The organism is Haemophilus parainfluenzae, assembly GCF_900450995.1.
GTDB classification, from domain to species: Bacteria; Pseudomonadota; Gammaproteobacteria; order Enterobacterales; family Pasteurellaceae; genus Haemophilus_D; species Haemophilus_D parainfluenzae_O.
The window spans coordinates 1,980,707-2,002,079 of sequence record NZ_UGHY01000002.1 but is presented as its reverse complement, the minus strand read 5'-3'; the positions used below and the strand labels follow the sequence as shown (position 1 = coordinate 2,002,079).

The 21,373-nt window shown below is 38.9% G+C and carries 13 protein-coding genes and 2 pseudogenes; 12 read left to right on the top strand and 3 right to left on the bottom strand.

What is annotated here, in order from left to right; translation table 11 throughout:
- Positions 1–22 precede the first annotated feature (22 nt).
- The 6 genes and pseudogenes from DX522_RS10130 (at position 23) to DX522_RS10105 (ending at position 6,454) form a co-directional block, all read left to right on the top strand.
- Positions 23–1,723, top strand: a complete 1,701-nt coding sequence (locus tag DX522_RS10130; protein WP_115180699.1) for an ABC transporter substrate-binding protein — start codon at positions 23–25, stop codon at positions 1,721–1,723.
- Complete coding sequence (locus tag DX522_RS10125; RefSeq protein WP_115180698.1) at positions 1,723–2,688, top strand: ABC transporter permease; 966 nt, start codon at positions 1,723–1,725, stop codon at positions 2,686–2,688. Before DX522_RS10130 ends, DX522_RS10125 begins: the two co-directional genes overlap by 1 nt.
- Positions 2,678–3,565: an ABC transporter permease subunit gene (locus tag DX522_RS10120; protein WP_115180697.1), complete on the top strand. Its 888-nt coding sequence runs from the start codon at positions 2,678–2,680 to the stop codon at positions 3,563–3,565. Before DX522_RS10125 ends, DX522_RS10120 begins: the two co-directional genes overlap by 11 nt.
- A gap of 3 nt (positions 3,566–3,568) precedes the next feature.
- Positions 3,569–4,623, top strand: a pseudogene (locus DX522_RS10115) (oligopeptide/dipeptide ABC transporter ATP-binding protein).
- A complete protein-coding gene (locus DX522_RS10110; protein ID WP_115180696.1) occupies positions 4,623–5,426 on the top strand; it encodes an ATP-binding cassette domain-containing protein in 804 nt (267 codons plus the stop codon). Before DX522_RS10115 ends, DX522_RS10110 begins: the two are co-directional and overlap by 1 nt.
- Before the next feature lie 95 nt (positions 5,427–5,521).
- Positions 5,522–6,454: a bile acid:sodium symporter family protein gene (locus DX522_RS10105; RefSeq protein ID WP_115180695.1), complete on the top strand. Its 933-nt coding sequence runs from the start codon at positions 5,522–5,524 to the stop codon at positions 6,452–6,454.
- A gap of 61 nt (positions 6,455–6,515) precedes the next feature.
- Here DX522_RS10105 and sppA read toward each other — a convergent pair whose 3' ends face one another.
- Positions 6,516–8,378 carry a signal peptide peptidase SppA gene (gene sppA / locus DX522_RS10100; RefSeq protein ID WP_115180694.1) on the bottom strand — a complete coding sequence of 621 codons (1,863 nt, stop codon included), beginning with the start codon at positions 8,376–8,378 and terminating at the stop codon, positions 6,516–6,518.
- Between the two features lie 110 nt (positions 8,379–8,488).
- Between sppA and DX522_RS10095 the strand changes: the two genes are divergently transcribed.
- The gene (locus DX522_RS10095) at positions 8,489–9,043 is read left to right on the top strand and encodes a nitroreductase family protein (protein ID WP_049362870.1); all 555 of its coding nucleotides are present in this window, start codon (positions 8,489–8,491) and stop codon (positions 9,041–9,043) included.
- A gap of 45 nt (positions 9,044–9,088) precedes the next feature.
- On the opposite strand, the gene DX522_RS10090 is transcribed toward DX522_RS10095, so the two are convergent.
- Positions 9,089–10,174 (bottom strand): homoserine O-acetyltransferase, encoded by a 1,086-nt coding sequence (locus DX522_RS10090; protein WP_049362868.1) that lies wholly within the window; start codon positions 10,172–10,174, stop codon positions 9,089–9,091.
- A 172-nt stretch (positions 10,175–10,346) separates the two neighbouring features.
- Here DX522_RS10090 and DX522_RS10085 point away from each other — a divergent pair, with 172 nt between their 5' ends.
- From DX522_RS10085 to DX522_RS10065, 5 genes and pseudogenes are all read left to right on the top strand, one after another.
- The gene (locus tag DX522_RS10085) at positions 10,347–11,030 is read left to right on the top strand and encodes a vancomycin high temperature exclusion protein (protein ID WP_410002739.1); all 684 of its coding nucleotides are present in this window, start codon (positions 10,347–10,349) and stop codon (positions 11,028–11,030) included.
- A gap of 166 nt (positions 11,031–11,196) precedes the next feature.
- Positions 11,197–12,549: a lysine-sensitive aspartokinase 3 gene (gene lysC, locus DX522_RS10080; protein WP_049362865.1), complete on the top strand. Its 1,353-nt coding sequence runs from the start codon at positions 11,197–11,199 to the stop codon at positions 12,547–12,549.
- Between the two features lie 128 nt (positions 12,550–12,677).
- Positions 12,678–13,976 carry an adenylosuccinate synthase gene (purA, locus tag DX522_RS10075; protein ID WP_049362863.1) on the top strand — a complete coding sequence of 433 codons (1,299 nt, stop codon included), beginning with the start codon at positions 12,678–12,680 and terminating at the stop codon, positions 13,974–13,976.
- A 64-nt stretch (positions 13,977–14,040) separates the two neighbouring features.
- A complete protein-coding gene (locus DX522_RS10070; protein ID WP_049362861.1) occupies positions 14,041–14,706 on the top strand; it encodes a DUF484 family protein in 666 nt (221 codons plus the stop codon).
- Between the two features lie 146 nt (positions 14,707–14,852).
- Positions 14,853–15,125, top strand: a pseudogene (locus DX522_RS10065) (YedE-related selenium metabolism membrane protein); the annotation flags it as partial.
- Between the two features lie 193 nt (positions 15,126–15,318).
- Here the strand turns inward: DX522_RS10065 and DX522_RS10060 are convergent.
- The gene (locus DX522_RS10060) at positions 15,319–21,285 is read right to left on the bottom strand and encodes an ESPR-type extended signal peptide-containing protein (RefSeq protein WP_115180692.1); all 5,967 of its coding nucleotides are present in this window, start codon (positions 21,283–21,285) and stop codon (positions 15,319–15,321) included.
- Between the last annotated feature and the right edge of the window lie 88 nt (positions 21,286–21,373).

Here is a 21,373-nt window from a genome sequence, read left to right as displayed (position 1 = left end):
AACGGTCTTTAATAATAAAGCTATGTTACGTCGAAATGTCACTTTTTGTTTTTTATTGTGTGGGTTGAGCCAAATGAATCTGGCACAAGCCGCGCCAAGCATACCCAAAATGCTGACAGAAAACGGCTTAACATACTGCACGAATGCATCGGGTTTTTCCTTTAACCCGCAAACTGCCGATGCTGGTACCAGTATGAATGTAGTAACGGAGCAAATTTATAACAAATTGTTTGATATTAAAGATCATAGTGCTGCACTTGTTCCAGTATTAGCACAATCCTATTCAATTTCATCTGATGGCAAAGAAATTCTTATTAATCTTCGTAAAGGAGTGAAATTTCATCGTACTCCGTGGTTTACACCAACTCGTGACTTTAATGCAGAAGATGTGGTCTTTTCGATTAATCGTGTTTTAGGACATGATACTTATCTGCCAACACTCTCAGATGATGTGGTAACTTATAAAAATCCACAATATAGAATCTTCCACGAGCAAGCCAAAAAGGTACACTTTCCGTATTTTGAAAGTATTAAGCTGAATCAAAAAATTAAAAGTATCACGGCAACGAATCCTTATCAGGTGAAAATTGAACTGTTTGAACCCGATGCCTCAATTCTGTCGCATCTTGCCAGTCAATATTCTATTATTTTCTCGCAAGAATATGCATATCAATTAAGTGCCGATGATAACCTCACCCAATTGGACACACATCCTGTAGGCACGGGCCCTTATCAAGTAAAAGATTACGTTTATAACCAATATGTTCGCTTGATACGCAATGAAGCTTATTGGGAAAAGAAAGCCAAAATTGAAAATATTATTGTGGATCTTTCTGCGGATCGCACAGGACGTTTAATTAAATTCTTTAATAATGAATGTCAAATCGCTTCTTATCCCGAAGTCAGCCAACTCGGCTTGTTAAGTGAAAAAGATGATCGCTACTATCTGCAATCTACGGATGGAATGAACTTGGCCTATTTGGCTTTCAATTTCCAAAAGCCATTAATGCAGAATAAAACTATTCGTCAAGCCATTTCGCAAAGCTTAAACCGTTTTAGAATTGTGAGAAATATTTACCACAATACAGCAACCGTAGCGAATAATATTATTCCTGATATTTCTTGGGCTTCTGCGATTAATACGCCTGATTTTTCTTATGATTATCAGCCCTCTGAAGCGGAAAAAACGTTACGTGATAAAAAACTTGTGTTAAAAATGTGGGTAATAAACGAAGAGCAAGTATATAACCCTGCACCAATTAAAATGGCAGAGCTCATCAAATGGGATTTAGCCAAAGCGGGAGTGGATGTTAAAGTGCGGTCAGTAACACGCACGTTTTTAATCGAACAATTACGCAAAGGGACTGAAGATTACGATTTAATCTTAACGGGTTGGCTTGCTGGAAATCTTGATCCTGACGGTTTTATGCGCCCGATTTTAAGTTGTGATACACAAAAGGAAATCACTAATCTATCCAATTGGTGTAACCCTGAATTCGATAAGCTGATGGATCGCGCACTATCCACCAATCATTTATATGAACGGTCTAAAGCGTATAACAATGCACAAGAGCTCATTTTAAACGAATTACCTATTGTGCCAATTGCAAACGTAAAACGACTTTTAGTCGCACGTGGTAATGTAAAAGGAATTGAAATGACCCCATTTGGTAGCATCAATTTTTCTACCTTGTATTTCATGAAAAATAAGGAGAAAAAATAATGCTCTTTTCAGCAATTCGTTACGTCATTTGGGTAAGCATTTTATTATTGATTTTATCCGTATTAAGTTTTGTGATTTTAATGCGAGATCCGCTCAATGCAGATCTTGTCACAAGTAACATTTATAGTGCTTATTATCATTACCTTACATCATTGTTACAGGGCGATTTAGGGATTACCTATAACGGCGGAGAATCATTAAAAGATTTAATTTTTACTGTATTGCCACCCACATTAGAACTCTGTTTTACCGCACTTTTATTGGCTTGCATCTTAGGTATTCCTCTCGGCGTATCAAGTGCTGTCTATAATCAGCGTCCTTGTGCACGCGCATTGCAAAGTATCTCTAATGTTGGTTTGTCTATTCCTATTTTCTGGTTTGCCCCGATTTTACTCTATGTGGCCGCGATTCAAAGCTGGGAGATTGCAGCCATCGGGCAGTATAATTTGCTGTATGAAATCAAACCTATCACAGGCTTCCCTACCATTGACATGTGGTTTGTTGATGTCCCTTACCGAACCAAAATCGTACAAAACGTTTTACAGCATTTAGCCTTACCGACATTAGTGCTTTGTATTCTGCCGACAATGGAATTCATCCGAATCATTCAGCAACGAGCTGATTATTTACTTCAACAAGAATATGCAAAAGCGGCTGTAACACGTGGATGGTCAAAATGGACGATTTTAAAACGTTACGTTTTTCGTAATACATTTCCATTATTGATTCCACAGCTTACTCGCATATTTACCTTAGTATTAACACAATGTATGTTGGTAGAAAACGTTTTAGGTTGGCCAGGAATCGGGCGTTGGCTGATTGATGCCGTAACCCAACAAGATTACAACAGTATTTCGGCTGGTGTCGTAGTGATCGGTGTTTGCATCATCATTATTGATACCTTAGTCAAGTCGCTGATGTTTATGTTAGATCCATTTAATAAGAAGGGCTGGTATGCAAGATAGAGAACCTGATAAATTTCGTGAAAGCACCTCCCTCTTGCAAATTTGGTTGCTTTTCCGCCAAAATCGTGTGGCATTATTTAGTTTCTACTTATTTTTTATCCTGATTTTGGTCGCTCTTTTCCCGAAGCTAATCATGCCTTATAGTGAAAGCATGGAGTTTGTAGGAGAAGAATTAATGCCACCATCTTGGGTAGAAAAAGGTCGTATCGCCTTTTTCTTTGGTACGGATGATCTTGGTCGAGATGTACTCAGTCGATTAATCATGGGGACACAATACACTCTTGGTTCATCCCTTTTGGTGGTTATCGCTGTGGCAATTATTGGGGGCGCACTAGGTATTCTTGCGGGTATGTCTGACGGGATTAAAGCGCGTTTTTTAGGCCATTTTTTTGATGCTTTTTTATCGATTCCTATTTTGCTGATTGCCATTATTATTTCCACGTTAATGGAACCAAGCTTAATGAATGCGATGTTTGCTACCCTACTGGCCATTTTGCCGTATTTTGTGCATGCCATTTATCAAGCCATTCAACAAGAGCTGAAGAAAGACTATGTTCTCTTACTAAGATTAGATGGGATTTCAAACTGGGAGCTATTAAAAACCACAATTTTGCCGAATATTAGTGCCATCTATACGCAAGAAATCGCTCGCGCATTTGTGGTCGCAATTTTAGATATCACAGCACTAAGTTTTATTTCTCTTGGTGCGCAACGCCCTATGCCAGAATGGGGGGCAATGATAAAAGACTCACTGGAGTTAATTTATCTTGCGCCTTGGACTGTTTTATTACCTGGTTTTGCTATTATTTTTACCATTTTATTAAGCATTATTTTTACTAACGGATTGTGTCAAGCAATCAATAAATATTACGAGTAACCCATGGCGCTGTTAGATATTCGCAATCTTAATATTGAAATTCAAACAACAAACGGCCGCATAAAAATTGTGGACAGCGTCAATCTTTCGCTTAATGAAGGGGAAATTCTAGGGCTTGTCGGTGAATCAGGCTCCGGTAAAAGTTTAATCGCTAAAGTGATCAGTAATTCCATCAAAGAAAACTGGATTGTCACCGCTGACCGTTTTCGTTTTAATGATGTTGAATTACTAAAACTGACACCTAATCAACGCCGAAAAATCGTTGGAAAAGAAATTTCAATGATCTTCCAAAATCCATTAAGCAGCCTCGATCCAAGTCGAAAAATTGGTAAACAGCTGATCCAAAGTATTCCAAACTGGACCTTTAAAGGCCGTTGGTGGCAATGGTTTGGTTGGAAAAAACGTCGCGCAATTGAATTACTACACCGTGTAGGGATTAAAGACCACAAAGATATTATGGCAAGTTATCCAGATGATCTCACTGAAGGTGAAGGGCAAAAAGTGATGATCGCCGTGGCAGTGGCGAATCAACCACGCCTATTAATTGCGGATGAGCCCACTAATTCTTTGGAATCTATCACAGCCTTGCAAATTTTCCGCTTGCTTTCAAGTATGAATCAAAACCAAGGTATGACAATTTTATTAGCCAGTAATGATCTTAAAAGTGTCAGCGAATGGTGTGATAGCATTTCCGTCCTTTATTGTGGGCAAAATACCGAGTCTGGTCCGACTGACCAAATATTAGAAATGCCCCATCATCCTTATACGCAAGCATTGCTTTATTCTGTGCCGGATTTTAGTCGTCCCTAGGTTTTAAAAGCAAATTAGGGACTCTAGAAGGCACTGTGCCAATTTTAGAACAAATGCCTATTGGTTGTCGTTTAGGGCCACGTTGTCCTTTTGCTCAGCGTGAATGTATTCAAAAACCAAGCCGATATCGCATTAAACAGCATGAGTTTTCCTGCCATCATCCGATTAATCTCCGAGAACGGCAGTTTAAAGATAAAATTGCAACTTCACCGCTTACGCTTAATACTGAATCAAAAGGAAACGAATAATGCCATTATTAAAAGTGGAAAATCTCAGTAAAACCTTTGATGAACCAGCCAAGCTTTTTGGCTCCGAGCAGTTTTATTCGGTAAAAGACGTCAGCTTTACGCTTAACCGTAAAGAAACGCTTGCAATTATCGGGAAAAATGGCTCAGGTAAATCGACCTTAGTTAAAATGATTGCAGGGATTACTCTCCCAACTTCGGGAAAAATCTTATTTAATGATTTACCGTTACAATTTGAAGATTTTCACTATCGTGCGCAGCACATCAGAATGGTTTTCCAAGATGCTAATTCAGCGTTTAATCCGCGTCTAAATATTGGACAAGCCTTAGATGCACCACTGCGATTAATTACCGATTGGGATGAGGAGGCTCGTAATGAAAAGATCTTTGAAACACTTTCGCTGGTAGGGCTTTATCCTGATTACACGAATCTGAAAATCAAACATCTTTCGGTCAGTCAAAAACAACGGATCGCCTTAGCTCGTGCACTGATTCTTCAACCTGAGATCATTATTATTGATGATGCATTGAGTGCCTTAGATGCCTCTGTGCGTATTCAATTGCTTAATCTAATTTTAGATTTGCAAGAACATTTAGGTATTTCCTATATTTATGTTGGACAAAATTTAGGGATTATCAAACATATTGCGGATCAGGTGCTAGTTATGGATGAAGGTGAAATTATCGAATCAGGTACACCAAGAGAGATTTTCACCAATCCTCAAAACAATATTACTCGCCTTCTTGTAGAAAGCCATTTTGGTCAATTGCTTGATGAAAATGCTTGGCAAACCACCACTTCCTAATTCACTGTCAAACAAGTTAGGCATAGACATCTCAAAAAAACGTCTTTAAAATTGACGGCTCTTTTCATTCTTTTTAACAAAATAGGAAAGCAACTATGCAAGCGTTATTAAAACTCACTAACTTTGTGAGCAAAACTTTCGCACTATGGGCGATTGTTTTTGCTCTTCTCGCCTTTCTCTTCCCTACACAATTTAAAATTTTTGCCCCCTACATTCCTTACCTTTTAGGTTTAGTGATGTTTGGTATGGGGATTACCTTAACTTTTGCTGATTTCAGTGAAGTGGCTAAACATCCTAAATCTGTATTTATTGGTGTAGCGGGTCAATTTATCATTATGCCTGCTATTGCATTTGGATTAGCCAAAGCCTTTGATTTGCCTGCTGATTTAGCGGTCGGGGTCATTCTTGTGGGAGCTTGCCCGGGGGGAACGTCATCAAACGTAATGACTTACTTAGCGAGAGGTAACACAGCACTTTCTGTCGCATGTACAACAATTTCAACATTACTTTCACCATTATTAACGCCTGCTATTTTCTATGTGTTAGCAAGTCAATGGTTAGATATTAATGCGGGTGCGATGTTTATGTCTGTACTAAAAATGGTATTGTTCCCCATTTTCTTAGGTTTGGTTGTTCGCGCGCTCTTCAAAAAACAAGTGGAGCGAGCAAGCCAAACTATGCCATTAGTCTCTGTTATCTCTATCGTCTTAATCCTTGCAGCGGTAGTAGCAGTAAGTAAAGATAAAATCGTAGAATCAGGCCTATTAATTTTCAGCGTAGTGGTTTTACATAACTGCTTAGGCTATTTAATTGGTTACTTTGCAGCGAAATTATTTAGACTTAATACTGCAGATAGCAAAGCGGTGGCAATTGAAGTGGGTATGCAAAACTCAGGTTTAGGAGCCGCACTGGCTGCCGCACATTTCAACCCAATTGCAGCGGTACCAAGTGCTTTATTTAGTTTCTGGCACAATGTATCAGGTCCAATTTTGGCAAATATTTTCTCCAATATCAAAAATGAAAAATAAGCGATTTGGGCAAAAAAATAAGGGCGGAAATTATATTCTGCCCTTTTTACATTTTATTGTTTTACTTAACCGAACCACAATTTAAACAATATAAATACTGCCCTTTTGGATCATTAAATTTAGTCAATACATTCAGTTGTTTTTTCACTTGATGAACTTCCTGTGGCAATCCTAACCAATTTGTCAGTAACGCTTGGCCTTTTTGTTTAAGCTTGCGATCTAATTTAGCTAAGAAGCTATTATCTTCATCAACCAACCATTGCACACTAAAATTATCCATGTATTTATCAGGATGTTGATTGACTAGCGCGACCACTTTATCAATGGCTATATCAATATCACCTAATTCGTCGACTAAGCCGTTTTTCTGTGCATCTTGTCCTAACCAAACTTGGCCTTGAGCAATTTTATCCACTTTATCTTTTGATAATTGACGCCCACGGCTTACCACATCTAAGAAACGATCATAACCATTTTCAATACTAAGTTGGTAAATATCCTGAGTATTTTTACTCAATGGACTCAACGCTGACGTTTCTGCGATATCTGTTGTCGCTACGCCATCGGTACTCATTCCCATTTTTTTGATTGTATTTTCAAAGGTTGGGAATAGTGCAAAAATCCCGATTGAGCCTGTAATCGTATTTTTATCAGCCACGATATAGTCGGCAGTTGAAGAAATCCAATAACCACCAGAAGCTGCCATGCCCCCCATTGATACTACAACAGGTTTGCCTGCTTTTTGAAGATTTTCAGTTTCCTGGCGAATAATTTCAGAGGCAAAGGCACTGCCACCCGGTGAGTTAACACGGAGAACAACAGCCTTCACTTTCTCGTTATCGTAGGCCTGTCTTAATAACTTCGCAATAGTATCGCCACCTGCAGATTCTTCATCACTTTCACCATCAATAATTGTCCCTTCGACATTCACTACCGCAACAATATTTTTTTCATTTGGATCAACAGAGAAACGATCGCCTAAATCAGATAAATAATCTTCAAAATCGACTAATTTGGCTTTACCCTCTTCACCTTGACCGAAAAGTGCGGTCAATTTTTTATCTAAATCCAATCTAGTCGCAAACTGTGTCACTAACTGACGTTTCTTCACGTAAGCCATTTCATCACCTTTTAACGCTTTTAAATCACTAATGTATTTTTGAGCATTCGGTAATACATCATTGGCAGTAATATGACGATTAACCATTAATGTTTGCATATAGTTTTGCCACATACCACCAAGCCATTTTTGCATATTCGCTTTTGCTTCTGGCGACATATCATCACGCAAGAACGGTTCTACCGCGGACTTATAAGTCCCTACACGGAAAATATGCGGTGTAATTTCAAGTTTTTCGAGCATGGATTTAAAGTAAAGATTTTCCTGACGCAAACCTTGAATACCGACTTGCCCAATCAGATTGAGATAAATGTCATCCGCAAAACTCGCAAGGAAATATTGTGCCTGCGTGTAATTGTCGGCATAAGCAATAACCGGCTTTTCTGACTCTTTGAAACTTTGAATCGCTTTTCCTACATACTCTAATGATGGAAGATCGCCCCCTTCAAAATCATTTAAATTCAATACTAAACCACGAATACGTTCATCATCTTTCGCAGATAAAATACTTTGCACCACATCAAAAGTGGAATATTTATAAGAGACTTTTTCATTATTTAAACGTTGAAATTCCTCTTGCCAACTCAGCATATCTTCCGTGTTATCTGCAAGATAGCCTGTTAAATTTAAATATAATGCGCCTTGATCGCCCGATAAAACTTGGTTTTTCTTACCATCACTAAAAAGGCTGGCAAGCACAATCAACGCTAAAACAAACAGTAAGAACACAAAATTCATCACAAGATTTCGGATAAAATTGAGTGCTTTACAACAAAATTTCAATACGCTTAAGATGACATTCATTCGAAATTAAACCTTTAAAACAAAAATAAAAATTGTGCGTAGCCTATCATAAAGTCCTATGAAAAACTATGTTATAATCAACCGCACTTAACTAGAAGAAGGAAAATACTATGGATGCATTAACCCTTTTAACACAACGCAAATCAAATAAAAAATTAACGGCTCCAGCACCTAGCCAAGTGCAATTAGAACAAATGTTTCAAGCAGCTTTACATGCCCCTGATCATGGTAAACTTGAACCTTATCATTTCGTGGTAATTCAAGGCACAGGTTTAAGTAAATTGGAAAGCTTGCTCAAAGCAGCTGTGACTGAATTTAATTTAGGTGAAGAACGATTAAAAAAAGCAGAAAATTTTGCACGCCGTGCGCCGATGGTCATTGCGGTGATTGCTAAAATTAATCATGAAGTGAAAAAAGTACCGGGTTGGGAACAAATGCTTACTGCGGGTGCGGCTACTTATGCAATTCAACTTGCGGGTAATGCACTTGGTTTTGAAAGTTTTTGGGCAACTGGTCCTCTCGTTGAGGGGCGTGAATTACGTGAAGCATTTGACTGTGGTAAAAATGATAAGATTATTGCCTTATTACAAATTGGTACAGCGGCTGAAAAATTAGAAAGAGACTGTAAACCAAAAGATTTATCACGTTTCGTGAGCCATCTATAAAGAAAAAATCAAAAAAGGCGGAAATTTCCGCCTTTTCTATTGTTCTTATTCAGACTCGCCTTCTAATCCACTTCTAATTTTATTTTCAAACGCCGTATAATCCACCAAAAAGGCATCGTGACCATAATCCGATGGGAATTCATAAAATCTTAAATCCACACCTGCTTGTTCTAAAAGCTGTTTACTTTTATGTAAATCAATGGATTTAAATAGTTGATCTGTCGTCACCGAAACTAATGTATAGCAAGCTTTAATTCGAGATAAGGCTTCTTTTACATCTGTATACCCTACACTAGGATCATACAGATCGAGAGCACGCAATAAATGCAAATAGGTGTTAGCATCAAAACGCTCTAAGAATTTTTTACCTTGATAGCTCAAATAGGATTCCACTTGAAAGTGATCACCCCAAAATTGTCCTTCAGATTTAGTCGCTCGCCCAAATGCCTTAGCTAACTGTACATCAGTCCGATAGGTTAACATTCCCAACATACGAGCAATAGAAAGTCCTTGATTAGGTGGAGCCCCTTCATAATAATCACCATTATTAAAATTGGGGTCATTAATAACAGCCTGACGCATCACATGATTAAACCCAATGGCTTCTGCACTGAAAAAAATCGAAGAGCAAAGATTCACAATGTTATCCATAAAATCTGGGTAATCAATTGCCCATTGTGTCGCTTGCATACCACCAAAAGAACCACCTACTATCGCTTTCAAATGCCTAATGCCGAGATAGTCAAGTAAAGCTTTTTGTACTTTGATAATATCTTGAACAATAATATTCGGGAACTGGCTACCATAAGGCTTTCCCGTAGTGGGATTAATTGAGCTTGGTCCCGTCGTCCCTTTACACCCGCCCAATACATTTGAACAAATAAAAAAGTATTTAGATGTATCAAATGCGAGGCCATCACCCATAAAATTTTGCCACCAACCATTTTTATTAGGTTCATCAAAATAAGGTTCTGCATCTCCCGTTAAAGCATGACAAATTAATACAACATTACTTTTATCTGCATTTAAAGTCCCGTAAGTTTGATACGCGACATTAATAGGCGAAAGCTGTCCACCCAATGTTAATTGGAGGGGATTGTCTTGAAAAAGCACGACATTTTGCACAGCCATTAAAATGATAACCTTTTACGTTAATGATTTACCAATTATCAACAGCTCATATTTTTTGTCAAGAAATTTTAGACGTTTAGACGTCTAAATATTTCCTTGTTAATTTGATAACCAAATTACACTTGAAATTATTTTGATTTTTCAGTATGTTAGCTATATGCAACTATCTAAAATGCTGTCAAAAAAGACCTTACTTTCATGGCCCTCACGCCTTCCTCTGAAAAAACTCCTTGGCTACGCCTTGGGGTTAGGGTTATTTGTGTTGATTGGTTGCTTCATCATTGATCGCGCTGTGAGTTTCTATGTACAGGATCGCGTTTATGAAGACATTAAAACGCTCCCACATCGTCACTATGCATTAGTATTGGGCACATCAAAATATATAGCCAAAGGTAAAACCAACAAATATTACGACTACCGTTTAGAAGCATCAAAAAGCTTAATCGATCAAAATAAAGTTGATTATTTACTGCTAAGTGGCGATAACCGAACGATTCAATATAACGAGCCACGTACCATGTTTCTGGATCTCCGCAAAATGGGTGTGTCTGAAAGTGTCATGTTTAAAGATTTTGCAGGATTCCGCACCTTAGATTCTGTTGTGCGAGCAAATAAAGTCTTCCAAGTTCCCTCCTTTACGATCATCAGTCAAAAATTCCATTGTGAACGAGCTCTGCTTATTGCGAAACATTACGATATTGATGCTATTTGTTTCACCGCGAAACAGCCTAAAGTTTATTTTGGAACGCGTGTCCGCGAAATGTTTGCTCGCGTAAAAGCCGTATTAGACTTAATTATTGGTGTAAAACCTTATTTTCTTGGCGCCCCAGAACCCTTGCCTATGCCTGCTGAATAGTTAATGATTCTTTAATTTTTACCCTGTTTAATCAAAAAAGATCTAATTTAAAAGATTTTTATACCATTTTTTATCATATTTATTTGACAATTTTTACTTAAATCGCTATTTCTAATAGCCATCATAAAACACAACATCTTACTTTTCATTTTTAGAGGATTATCTTATGTCTCATTTATCGGTAGCAAAATTTGGCGGTACATCTGTTGCCAACTATTCAGCTATGCAAGCTTGTGCCAAAATCGTCATTGCAGATCCTAATACTCGCGTTGTGGTACTTTCTGCATCCGCTGGTGTCACAAACTTATTAGTAGCCTTAGCCAATGGCGTAGAAGCTGAAGAACGCGCAAAATTAATTGGTGAAGTCCGCCAAATTCAAGAAAATATTTTAAATGAATTAAAAGACGACAGCCGTGTTCGCCCTGTCATTGAAAAATACTTAGAAAATATTACCGCACTTTCTGAAGCAGCTAGCCTTGCAACATCACTTGCTTTAACTGATGAACTCATTAGTCATGGTGAAATGATGTCAACGCAAATTTTCATTGAGGTATTAAGAGAATTACAAACCACTGCAACTTGGGTCGATGTGCGTACTTTAGTGGCAACTAATGATAACTTTGGTAAAGCGGCACCAGATGACGCTCAAACCCAAACAAATTGCGATAACTTATTAAAACCATTAATCGACCGAGGTGAATTAGTCATCACCCAAGGTTTTATCGGTCGTGAACCGGGCGGTAAAACGACTACTTTAGGTCGTGGTGGTAGTGACTACTCTGCTGCACTTTTAGCAGAAGTATTAAACGCAAAAGATGTCTTAATTTGGACGGATGTAGCAGGAATTTATACGACCGATCCACGTATCGTACCAAATGCACAACGTATTGATACAATGAGCTTTGCTGAAGCAGCTGAAATGGCAACCTTTGGGGCGAAAGTATTACACCCTGCAACATTGCTTCCTGCTGTGCGCAGTAATATCCCGGTTTATGTAGCTTCAAGTAAAGCACCTGAAGCTGGCGGTACTTGGGTTACTCGTGATCCGCAACCTCGCCCAACATTCCGTGCAATTGCATTACGTCGCGATCAAACCCTACTAACGCTTTCAAGTCTCAGTATGCTACATGCACAGGGCTTCCTGGCGAATGTATTCACTATCTTAGCGAAATATAAAATTTCAGTGGATACGATCACAACCTCTGAGGTAAGCATTGCATTAACCTTAGATAAAACTGGCTCAGCGTCATCTGGCGTCGAATTACTTTCTCCGGAATTATTAGAAGAATTAAGTCAATACTGCACTGTGAAAGTCGATACAGGCTTATCGCTTGTCGCATTAATTGGCAATGACTTACATCTCGCTTCTGGCGTAGCAAAACGTATTTTTGACACCCTTGAAGTCTATAACATCCGCATGATTAGCTATGGAGCAAGCACCAATAATATTTGTATGCTCGCGCAAAGTGACAAAGCAGATGATGTTGTTCGTTCATTACACAAATCTTTATTTGAATAAAAAATTTACAGAAAGTGCGGTTAAAAATAACCGCACTTTTTACGTTTAAGATTTGAGATTACAGCTAAAAAAGAGTAAAGTAATCGTTTGTCTAATTTATAAACTTACGCAAACTTAAGGCGGAAATTATGGGAAAAAGTGTTGTTGTTCTTGGTGCTCAGTGGGGCGATGAAGGAAAAGGCAAGATCGTTGATTTATTAACAGATCGTGTTAAATATGTGGTGCGTTACCAAGGTGGCCATAATGCAGGTCACACTTTAATTATTAATGGTGAAAAAACGGTATTACGCTTAATTCCATCAGGTATTTTACGTGATAACGTGACCTGTTTAATCGGTAACGGTGTGGTACTTTCTCCTGCTGCATTAATGCAAGAAATGGGTGAATTAGAAAGCCGTGGCGTAAAAGTACGTCAACGTTTATTAATTTCAGAAGCTTGTCCATTAATCCTACCTTATCACGTTGCAATGGATCACGCTCGTGAGGCCGCGTTAGGCAAAAAAGCTATTGGTACAACCGGTCGTGGTATCGGCCCCGCTTATGAAGATAAAGTGGCTCGTCGTGGTTTACGCGTGGGTGATTTATTCAATCGCGAAGCCTTTGCTGAAAAATTAAAAAATATCCTTGAATACTATAATTTCCAATTGGTGAACTACTACAAAGTAGAACCTGTTGATTATCAAAAAACATTAGACGATGTATTCGCGGTAGCTGATATTATTACTAGCATGGTGGCAGATATCACAACCATCTTAGATACTGCTCGCAAAAATGGCGACAACATCCTATTCGAAGGTGCACAAGGTACGATGCTTGATATCGACCACGGCACCTATCCGTATGTAACTAGTTCTAACACCACGGCAGGCGGCGTAGCAACAGGTTCTGGTTTCGGTCCTCGTAACCTTGATTATGTGTTAGGTATCATCAAAGCATACTGTACACGTGTTGGTGGCGGTCCATTCACCACAGAATTATTCGATGAAACTGGTGCTGAAATTGCACGTAAAGGTAACGAATTTGGTGCTGTAACTGGTCGTCCTCGTCGTTGTGGTTGGTTTGATGCAGTAGCCATTCGCCGTGCAATTCAACTGAACTCGATTTCTGGCTTCTGTATGACTAAATTAGACGTATTAGATGGTTTCGATGAAGTGAAAATCTGTACCGCTTACAAAATGCCAAATGGCGAAATCGTTGAATACGCACCATTAGCAGCGAAAGATTGGGAAGGCGTAGAGCCAATTTACGAGACTTTACCTGGCTGGAAAGAAAACACCTTTGGTGTGACTGATGTAAATAAATTACCGCAAACTTGCCGTAATTACATCAAACGTATCGAAGAAGTAACTGGCGTGCCAGTGGCTATCCTTTCAACGGGTCCAGATCGTGTTCAAACAATGATTTTACGCGATCCATTTGCGGCCTAAAACAGCATAAAAATAAACCGCACTTTGGCACAACCAAGTGCGGTTATTTTTTAAGGAGTTTTTGATGACTGAGCAAGATATTGTTGACTATCTAAAAAATCACCCTGATTTTTTTACCCATCGCCCTGAATTACTCCAACAGCTTACTATTCCTCATAGGCATGAAGACGGGACGATTTCGTTAGTCGAAGCACAGCTTGCGCAGCAACGAGAACAAATCAAAATGCTTACTCAACTCCTCGAAAAATTTCATCAGCTTGCTCATCAAGAAGCCGATATCTTCTTTGCTCTTTTGCCTTTGCAGAAAAAACTATTTCAAACAGAAGACTTTATCGCCATCAATGAAAAGTTAGATGACTGGGCAAAAGGCTATGAGCTAGAAGGTGCCAAAATCTTACTTTTCACAGATAGCTGGCAAAAAAATACGACTATTCCTGAACAACATTGGCTAGACCGAAAAGCCTTTGAACTCATTCGCCTAGAGCGTATGGGCTTACGCCAATTCTATTTAGGTGATCTCTCCAATAAAGAAAAAGCCCTCATGTTCCTTCCTGAAGAACTCCCTATCGGCTCTGTGGCGATTTGCCGTTTGGGTGGAACACCGCAAAAACCAACCGCACTTTTACTCTTCAAATCTCGAGACACAGACCGTTTTCACAATGACCAAGACACCACATTTCTTCGACATTTAGTCGATATTGTGGAATTGCATTTGGGAAGATGGCTTTAAACGTTATTAATATCAAATTATTGATCTTGCTCACAATTTCAAAAAAATAAACTTTCTTTATTTTTCAACTCTTTCTACAATACCTTTGTTTTTATTATTAAAAACACACAATTCAATTTAACTTCAGATATCACAAGGCTCTAATTATGAAAATTTTAACTTGGCCTGTGGTTGCAGGTGCTGCACTTGGTATCGTTGCGCCACTTCTCACTTACAATGGCAATCTTGGTAATATGGGATTTTGTGCAGCTTGTTTCTTACGCGATACAGCCGGATCGCTTGGATTACATCACGCAGCCCCATTACAATACCTTCGCCCAGAACTCATAGGATTAGTTTTAGGTACACTCGCCAGTGCATTCTTATCTAAGGAATTTAAACCTCGTGGTGGTTCTGCCTCACTCGCTCGTATTAGCTTATATATCGCATTAACTAATAAATCTGAAGCCTAATATCCATTCAGAATAAACAAAAAGGAAGTCAATCATAACTTCCTTTTTTCGTTTTAAAAGTGCGGTCTTTTTTTATCTTATTTTTATATCAAACTAAAAGGGCTAAGTCCTATTTACAGAACTTAGCCCTTTAATTTATCCACTATAAAGTGCGGTTAGATTACCAGAAGTATCCTACTGCTGCACCACTGGTCACTTCACCTTGAGTGTTAGCACCCATTGAGAAACGAATACCGTATTTACCGTTATCAGAAATACGAGAGTAACCCACTGCTACCGCAGATTGGTTTTTGTGTTGACCAACACCTGCTGTTGCCACAGATTGACCCGGTTTATGCGGTTGTAATAAGTTTGCCATCGCTGCAGAAGTCGCCATGCCCGCATTCATACGGTTGCCTAATTTATTAATTTGGCCCTGTAACTTATTGCCCATCGCATGTAACTGGCTACCATTTACCGCATCTTTTGAAGTTGCTGAAATTTCACCTGGTGCTACGCCTGTAATCTTAGTTGGTGCGCCTGTCGCTGTACCAACATGGATATTTCCACCATTGTTAGTAATCTTAGGACCATTATCACCGAATTGAACACTGTCAAAGGTTACATTAGAAGCAGTTGCGTAAGTCACTTTACCGTTAGACTCTTGTTTCACGGTCATATTTTTACCTGCAACCATTTCAACTTTTTTACCTGGATTGATCACTTCTGGCGTACCTGAAATTTTCTCTCCACCATTTGCTGAAGTGGTTAATGTAAAGCCTGACTTGTTAATTGCATCTGCTACATCTTGTGCTGTTGCCACTTTATTTTTAGCATTTGCAATATTATTTTCAGCGTCTGCAACTGCTTGTTCAGCAGCCTTACGTACTGCTTCTGGTGCATTAGGTGGTAAGCTATTATATGCATCTTTTGCATCCTTTAATGCATCCTGCATTTCAGACGTAACTGGGCCTTGAACGCTACCATCGGCATTATTGGTGATGCTACCTGTATCAATGTCAAACTTCACGTTGCTTGTTGTGCCATCTTCTTCAGTTTTTACAACAGCTTTAGTGCCTTTACCATCTACAAAGTTTACGGTGTCATAAGGTTTTACAAAATCCTTCGCTTTACCATTGTTTTGTAGGTTCCAACCTGCATTCAACACATCAGATACGGTTGCTGCATTATTTTTAACTTTATCAGCGTCTTCATCTGTTGGTGCTGTCTGATTCAATGTAGGGTTATTACCATTCTTAGTTTCAGGCAAGTTAGATTTCACATTACCCAATGTCGTTGGTTCACCAATTTTATTAGGTGCAGCAGCAGGATTAACCATGTTAGTGGTTAAATCTGCAGGTTTCACTTCTGTTGTAGTTGGGTTACCATCCTTATCAACCGTGAAGTATTTATCACCTACTTTAGTCACTGGCGTGCCATTCTTATCAGTATATTGAACTGGTAAGCCTGTTACATCCACCTTAACAAAAGTTGTCGCTTTTTTCGAACCATTCTCATTTTTTGCATCCACAGTGACCATTTTTACTACTGTATTTTGACCATCTACGAATTTAACATCATCATTAGGATTTACTTTGTCATGAACTTTGGCTTCTTTTTCAAATGCTTTAGTCACATCTTTAGCATCAGCTTTTCCAATGTTCCATCCAGATTCTTGAATAGCTGTAGCAACAGCGTTACCACTTACAAATTTAGAACCTTCGTTGTTAACCTTATCTCCTTCAGCAAGAGTAATTTCTTCAGAAGTATCTGGCTTACCATCCGGACCTTTCTTATAAAGTTTACCATCAGGACCTTTTACAGCATCTATAACTTTGCCATCAGCTTTAGTAACAGTCACATCATTTGTTACTTTACCTTCAGCAACAGAGATGGTGATTTCACGAACGCCCTCTTTATTTGTTTTACCCGTTACAGAAATACCGTTTTCACCTTTAAAGTCTACTTTATTTGCATTCTTCACAGTATCTACATAACCATTTTCAGGCGCACCAACAACCCAACCCATATTCTGCAAATCACCTACTGTTGCAGCTGCATTTGGCGTAGTTGCGTTTGCTAAATCAATAAGATTAGGTTTAGATTCAGGTTTAGCCCCGTCCTTACCATTTGGCGTGGTTTCTACTGGTGTCGTTTTCAATGATGAAGCGACACCTGTAATTTGTGTAGGTTTTCCATCTTTATCACCAACATTGATGTTTCCATCTTTATTAGTGATCTTAGGACCATTCTCACCAAACTGAACACTATCAAAAGTAACATTTGATGCTGTTGCATAGGTAATATTGCCGTTTGCTTCATGCTTAACGGTCATGTTTTTACCCGCTTTCATCGTTACGGTTGAACCTGGTTTGATTAACTCTCCATCTTTCTTAAGAGTTTCATCAGAGGTCTCATTTTGACCATCTGTTTTATCCGCTTTTAATGTAAAGCCTGAATTGTTAATCATGTTAGCAACGTTTTGTGCCGTTGCAATTTTGTTGCCACCTGCTTTATTTACAGCATCTTCCGCATCCTTAAGTTTTGCTTTTGCTGCTTCATCATCAGGATTGTCTGCCACTGCTTTTTTCGCTGCAGCTAAATCGTCTAATAACTGTTTAACATTATCACCCATCGGGTTCTTAACTGTACCATTTGGGTTTGAAGTCATGTCAACAGTATCAATGTCAAACTTCACTTTACTTGTTGTACCATTTGGTGTGGTTTCTACCACAGCTTTGGTACCTTTGCCATCTACAAAGTTTACGGTGTCATAAGGTTTTACAAAATCCTTCGCTTCACCATTATTTTGTAAATTCCAACCGGCATTCAATACATCTCCCACAGTTGCCGCATTATTTGTAATATTCGGCAAGTCTGTTGCTGACGGACCTTCAGAAGCTGTAGTTGGTGCAGTTGTATCTTTTTTCGCACCTGGCAAGTTGCCCGCTACATTAGTGATGTTTTGACCACCGTTATTTAAACCGTCTTTTGTCAAAGATACATTGTCAGGTTTCTTACCATTTTTCTCTGGTTGTGAAATAGTGATCCCATTTGGAGTAATATTCGTGGTGTTGCCAGCATCATCTTTTACTTCAACATCACTCAACCCTTTTAACGACTTCGCTAATTTAACCGTTAAAGTATCAGTTTTATTCCCAATCACACCAATGTTGTTATCGGATAATTTAGATGCCTCTGTTTCACCACCAACAATTTTAACCTCAGTACCCAAAGTGCGGTCAAATTTTCCAGCTTCTTTATTATCACCAGAAAATGATAATGGTTTCGCTGCCACTTCTTGCACTGCTGTATCTAATTGTGATTTATTCACGGCATCCGTACCATCTGTGCCTGGAGCAATATTGGTGATTTTTTTACCACCCAAATCTACACCAGCATCTTTAAAGGTCATTGTCGTACCATGACCACCAATGCTTGTAATGTTACTTAACACAGGATTTAAAGAATAAGTAAAATCCTTACCAGCTTGTTTTAACTTGATGTTTTCGCCTGCTTTAAATGTGACTTTATCGCCAGCTTTAACTTTTTCTTCTGTCTTATTACCCTCTAATACTCCACCATCATTCTCAGAAGTTGCAGTCCAGTATGCGTTGTTAATCGCATTTGCAACATCATTCGCTGTTGCAAAGCTATCTCCTGTATCACCTGCTTTCATCGTACCTGGTTTAGCTGTATCCTCGGCAATCGTTGTTTTTTTCACATCAAATTTAACCGCACTTACAGCACCGTTTTCAGTGACTGTTACATTCGCAGTTGTGCCGGTACCATTCACAAAATTCACTGTGTCATAAGCTTTAACGAAATCTTTTTCTGCACCATTTTCTTTTAAATTCCAACCGGCATTTAAAATATCATTTACAGACGCAGCTTTTGTTCCATCTACTTTGGTTGGTGCTGCTTGATTTGTTGTTGGTGCCGCAGCATCATTTTTCGTTACTGGCAAGGTGTTAGCTAAACCAGTGATGCTGTTGATACCCGTTAAATTAGACTCTAATCCATAAGTGAATACTTTACCTTTACGTTGTAAACGTAGGTTCTTACCTGCATCTAGCGTTAATGTACCGTCTGCACCAATAGTTTCAGCGGTATCATTGTCATCAACCGTATCTTCAGTCAAGGCGATTCCAGAATTATTAGCTTTCGCTTTCCAAGTTACCTGATCTTTGATTTGTTTTTTACCAGCAGGAGTGATGTTGCTTAAATCTTTATCCGCTGCGTTATCAATTTTATCTTTGGTAGTATCATCCAATTTAACGGTTACATCCTTACCACTTGCGGTTGTAGTTAAGCCATTTTCACCTTTGATATTAAACTTCATTCCACCTGTATTTGTTAATGCCTGTGCATCAGTACTTCCTGAATCACTTCCTAAAGAGATGTTATTGTCGCCGATTTTACTATCAACTGAATCTACTTTAGCTTTTGTCGCATCATCCAATTTTAATGTAACGGTATCACCTGACGCAGATGCAGTTAATCCATTGTCACCTTTGACCTTAAATTCAATTCCTCCCGATTTATTTAAATCTTGTTGATCGGTTGAAGTTGAATCATTTGTCGCGGATAGTTTGATTTTGTTATTTTCAATTTTATTCGCAATTGAATCTACAGCTGCTTTCGTGGCATCATCTAATTTAACGGTTACATCCGTACCGCTGGCTGTTGTAGTTAAGCCATTTGTACCTTTCACATTAAATTGTAAACCACCAGTTTTATCTAGCTGCTGAGCATCAGTAGTTCCTGAATCACCGCCAAGTTTAATATTATTCGTTGCGACTTTATCTAACTGTGATTTATTAACTGCATCAGTTGAATTCGTTCCCGCTGCTAAATTCGTGATTGATTTATTGTTCATATTAATGCCGCCAGCATTGGTTACAATGCCGCCAACATCAGTGCTGGTTAAGCCTGTTAATGCCTTTGCCAGTTTAAATTTTATGGTGTTTTCGTTGTCATAATTTACACCGATGTTGTTGTCTGACAATTCACCGGTTGCACCGCCCAACAGATTCAAACGGCCATCTTTCATGCTTCTAACAACGATTTTTTTCGTTTTTGCATCAGCTTTTTTTGCATCAGCATCCGCGCCTGTTACTTCCCCTTTATTAGCATCATCACCGGCATATAAGAATGTTGGATCTATCGTCATGTTATTCAAAATGCCATATAACTGAGAACCATTAATACCATCAGTGGAAGTTTCAGATACTTCACCAGCGGCTACGTTCTTTAACTGACGTTCATAACCTGCTTTACCAATAGATACCACGTCACCTTTACTAGTTGTGGAACCACCACTCCAATTATATGTATGTCCATTAACTGTTACAGATGTTTGTTTCGTACCCTCTTTATCTGTCGTGGAACCGCCACCCAGTGCTACAGAGTTATCAAATGTTGCGCTCGCACCAGAACCCAGTGCAACCGCATTCACTTTCTCTGCAGCCGCACCTGTACCAAGCGCTACAGAAATATCTCCAGCTTGCGCTTTTACACCAATAGCCACAGCTGCTTCACCAGATTTAGTATCTTTATAACGTCCACCATCGGTATGTAGGTTTTTACCTGTAAGGTTTGTATAGGCTTCACCAATAGTGCCTCTTACTGTATTTCCATCAGAATTTGTATATGTTGTGGACACTGTTACTGCTGCATCTACGTCATCATTACCGATAGCAATCGAGGAGTTACCCTCTGCAATAGTATTACCACCTATGGCAACAGATTGCTGGCCAAGGGCACGAGCACCTTCATGAGGTAGGTTACCACCGCCAATAGCCACCGATTGTCCTGAAGGCTGAGTACGGCCTTTAGCATCATTACCTACCTTAGCATTCTTGCCAATAGCAACATTATTAGCCCCTGCACTTGTATCAGTACCAACACCGATAGAAACCCCATCGGGACCAGTCTTTGTATCACCCGCAACAATAGTGGCGCCATTCGTACTTTCAATACCTACTGCAGCTGCTTCAGCAGTGTTAATGCTCAACAACACTAATGCCCCACCTAATACCGCTTTCAGTGAGTTACGACTTTGTTTTTTATGCGCTTTAGTTAATTCAGAAACGGCAACCCAAGATTGTGTTGCGTGATTCCAGATTACACGGAAAATTTGATTCATAGATTTCTTTCCTATTTAAAAGTTAAAAGATTATAAAAAATTAGAGCGACTTATTTATCATAAACCGCTCTATACATGATAATACACT

What these genes read in the sequence shown, in the direction of transcription:
- DX522_RS10125 (WP_115180698.1), top strand. Translation starts at nt 1,723, where the DNA reads ATGCTCTTTTCAGCAATTCGTTACGTCATTTGGGTAAGCATTTTATTA.
- DX522_RS10110 (WP_115180696.1), top strand. Translation starts at nt 4,623, where the DNA reads ATGCCATTATTAAAAGTGGAAAATCTCAGTAAAACCTTTGATGAACCA.
- DX522_RS10060 (WP_115180692.1), bottom strand. Translation starts at nt 21,285, where the DNA reads ATGAATCAAATTTTCCGTGTAATCTGGAATCACGCAACACAATCTTGG.
- sppA (WP_115180694.1), bottom strand. Translation starts at nt 8,378, where the DNA reads ATGAATGTCATCTTAAGCGTATTGAAATTTTGTTGTAAAGCACTCAAT.
- purA (WP_049362863.1), top strand. Translation starts at nt 12,678, where the DNA reads ATGGGAAAAAGTGTTGTTGTTCTTGGTGCTCAGTGGGGCGATGAAGGA.
- DX522_RS10070 (WP_049362861.1), top strand. Translation starts at nt 14,041, where the DNA reads ATGACTGAGCAAGATATTGTTGACTATCTAAAAAATCACCCTGATTTT.
- DX522_RS10095 (WP_049362870.1), top strand. Translation starts at nt 8,489, where the DNA reads ATGGATGCATTAACCCTTTTAACACAACGCAAATCAAATAAAAAATTA.
- DX522_RS10085 (WP_410002739.1), top strand. Translation starts at nt 10,347, where the DNA reads ATGCTGTCAAAAAAGACCTTACTTTCATGGCCCTCACGCCTTCCTCTG.
- DX522_RS10105 (WP_115180695.1), top strand. Translation starts at nt 5,522, where the DNA reads ATGCAAGCGTTATTAAAACTCACTAACTTTGTGAGCAAAACTTTCGCA.
- DX522_RS10090 (WP_049362868.1), bottom strand. Translation starts at nt 10,174, where the DNA reads ATGGCTGTGCAAAATGTCGTGCTTTTTCAAGACAATCCCCTCCAATTA.
- lysC (WP_049362865.1), top strand. Translation starts at nt 11,197, where the DNA reads ATGTCTCATTTATCGGTAGCAAAATTTGGCGGTACATCTGTTGCCAAC.
- DX522_RS10130 (WP_115180699.1), top strand. Translation starts at nt 23, where the DNA reads ATGTTACGTCGAAATGTCACTTTTTGTTTTTTATTGTGTGGGTTGAGC.
- DX522_RS10120 (WP_115180697.1), top strand. Translation starts at nt 2,678, where the DNA reads ATGCAAGATAGAGAACCTGATAAATTTCGTGAAAGCACCTCCCTCTTG.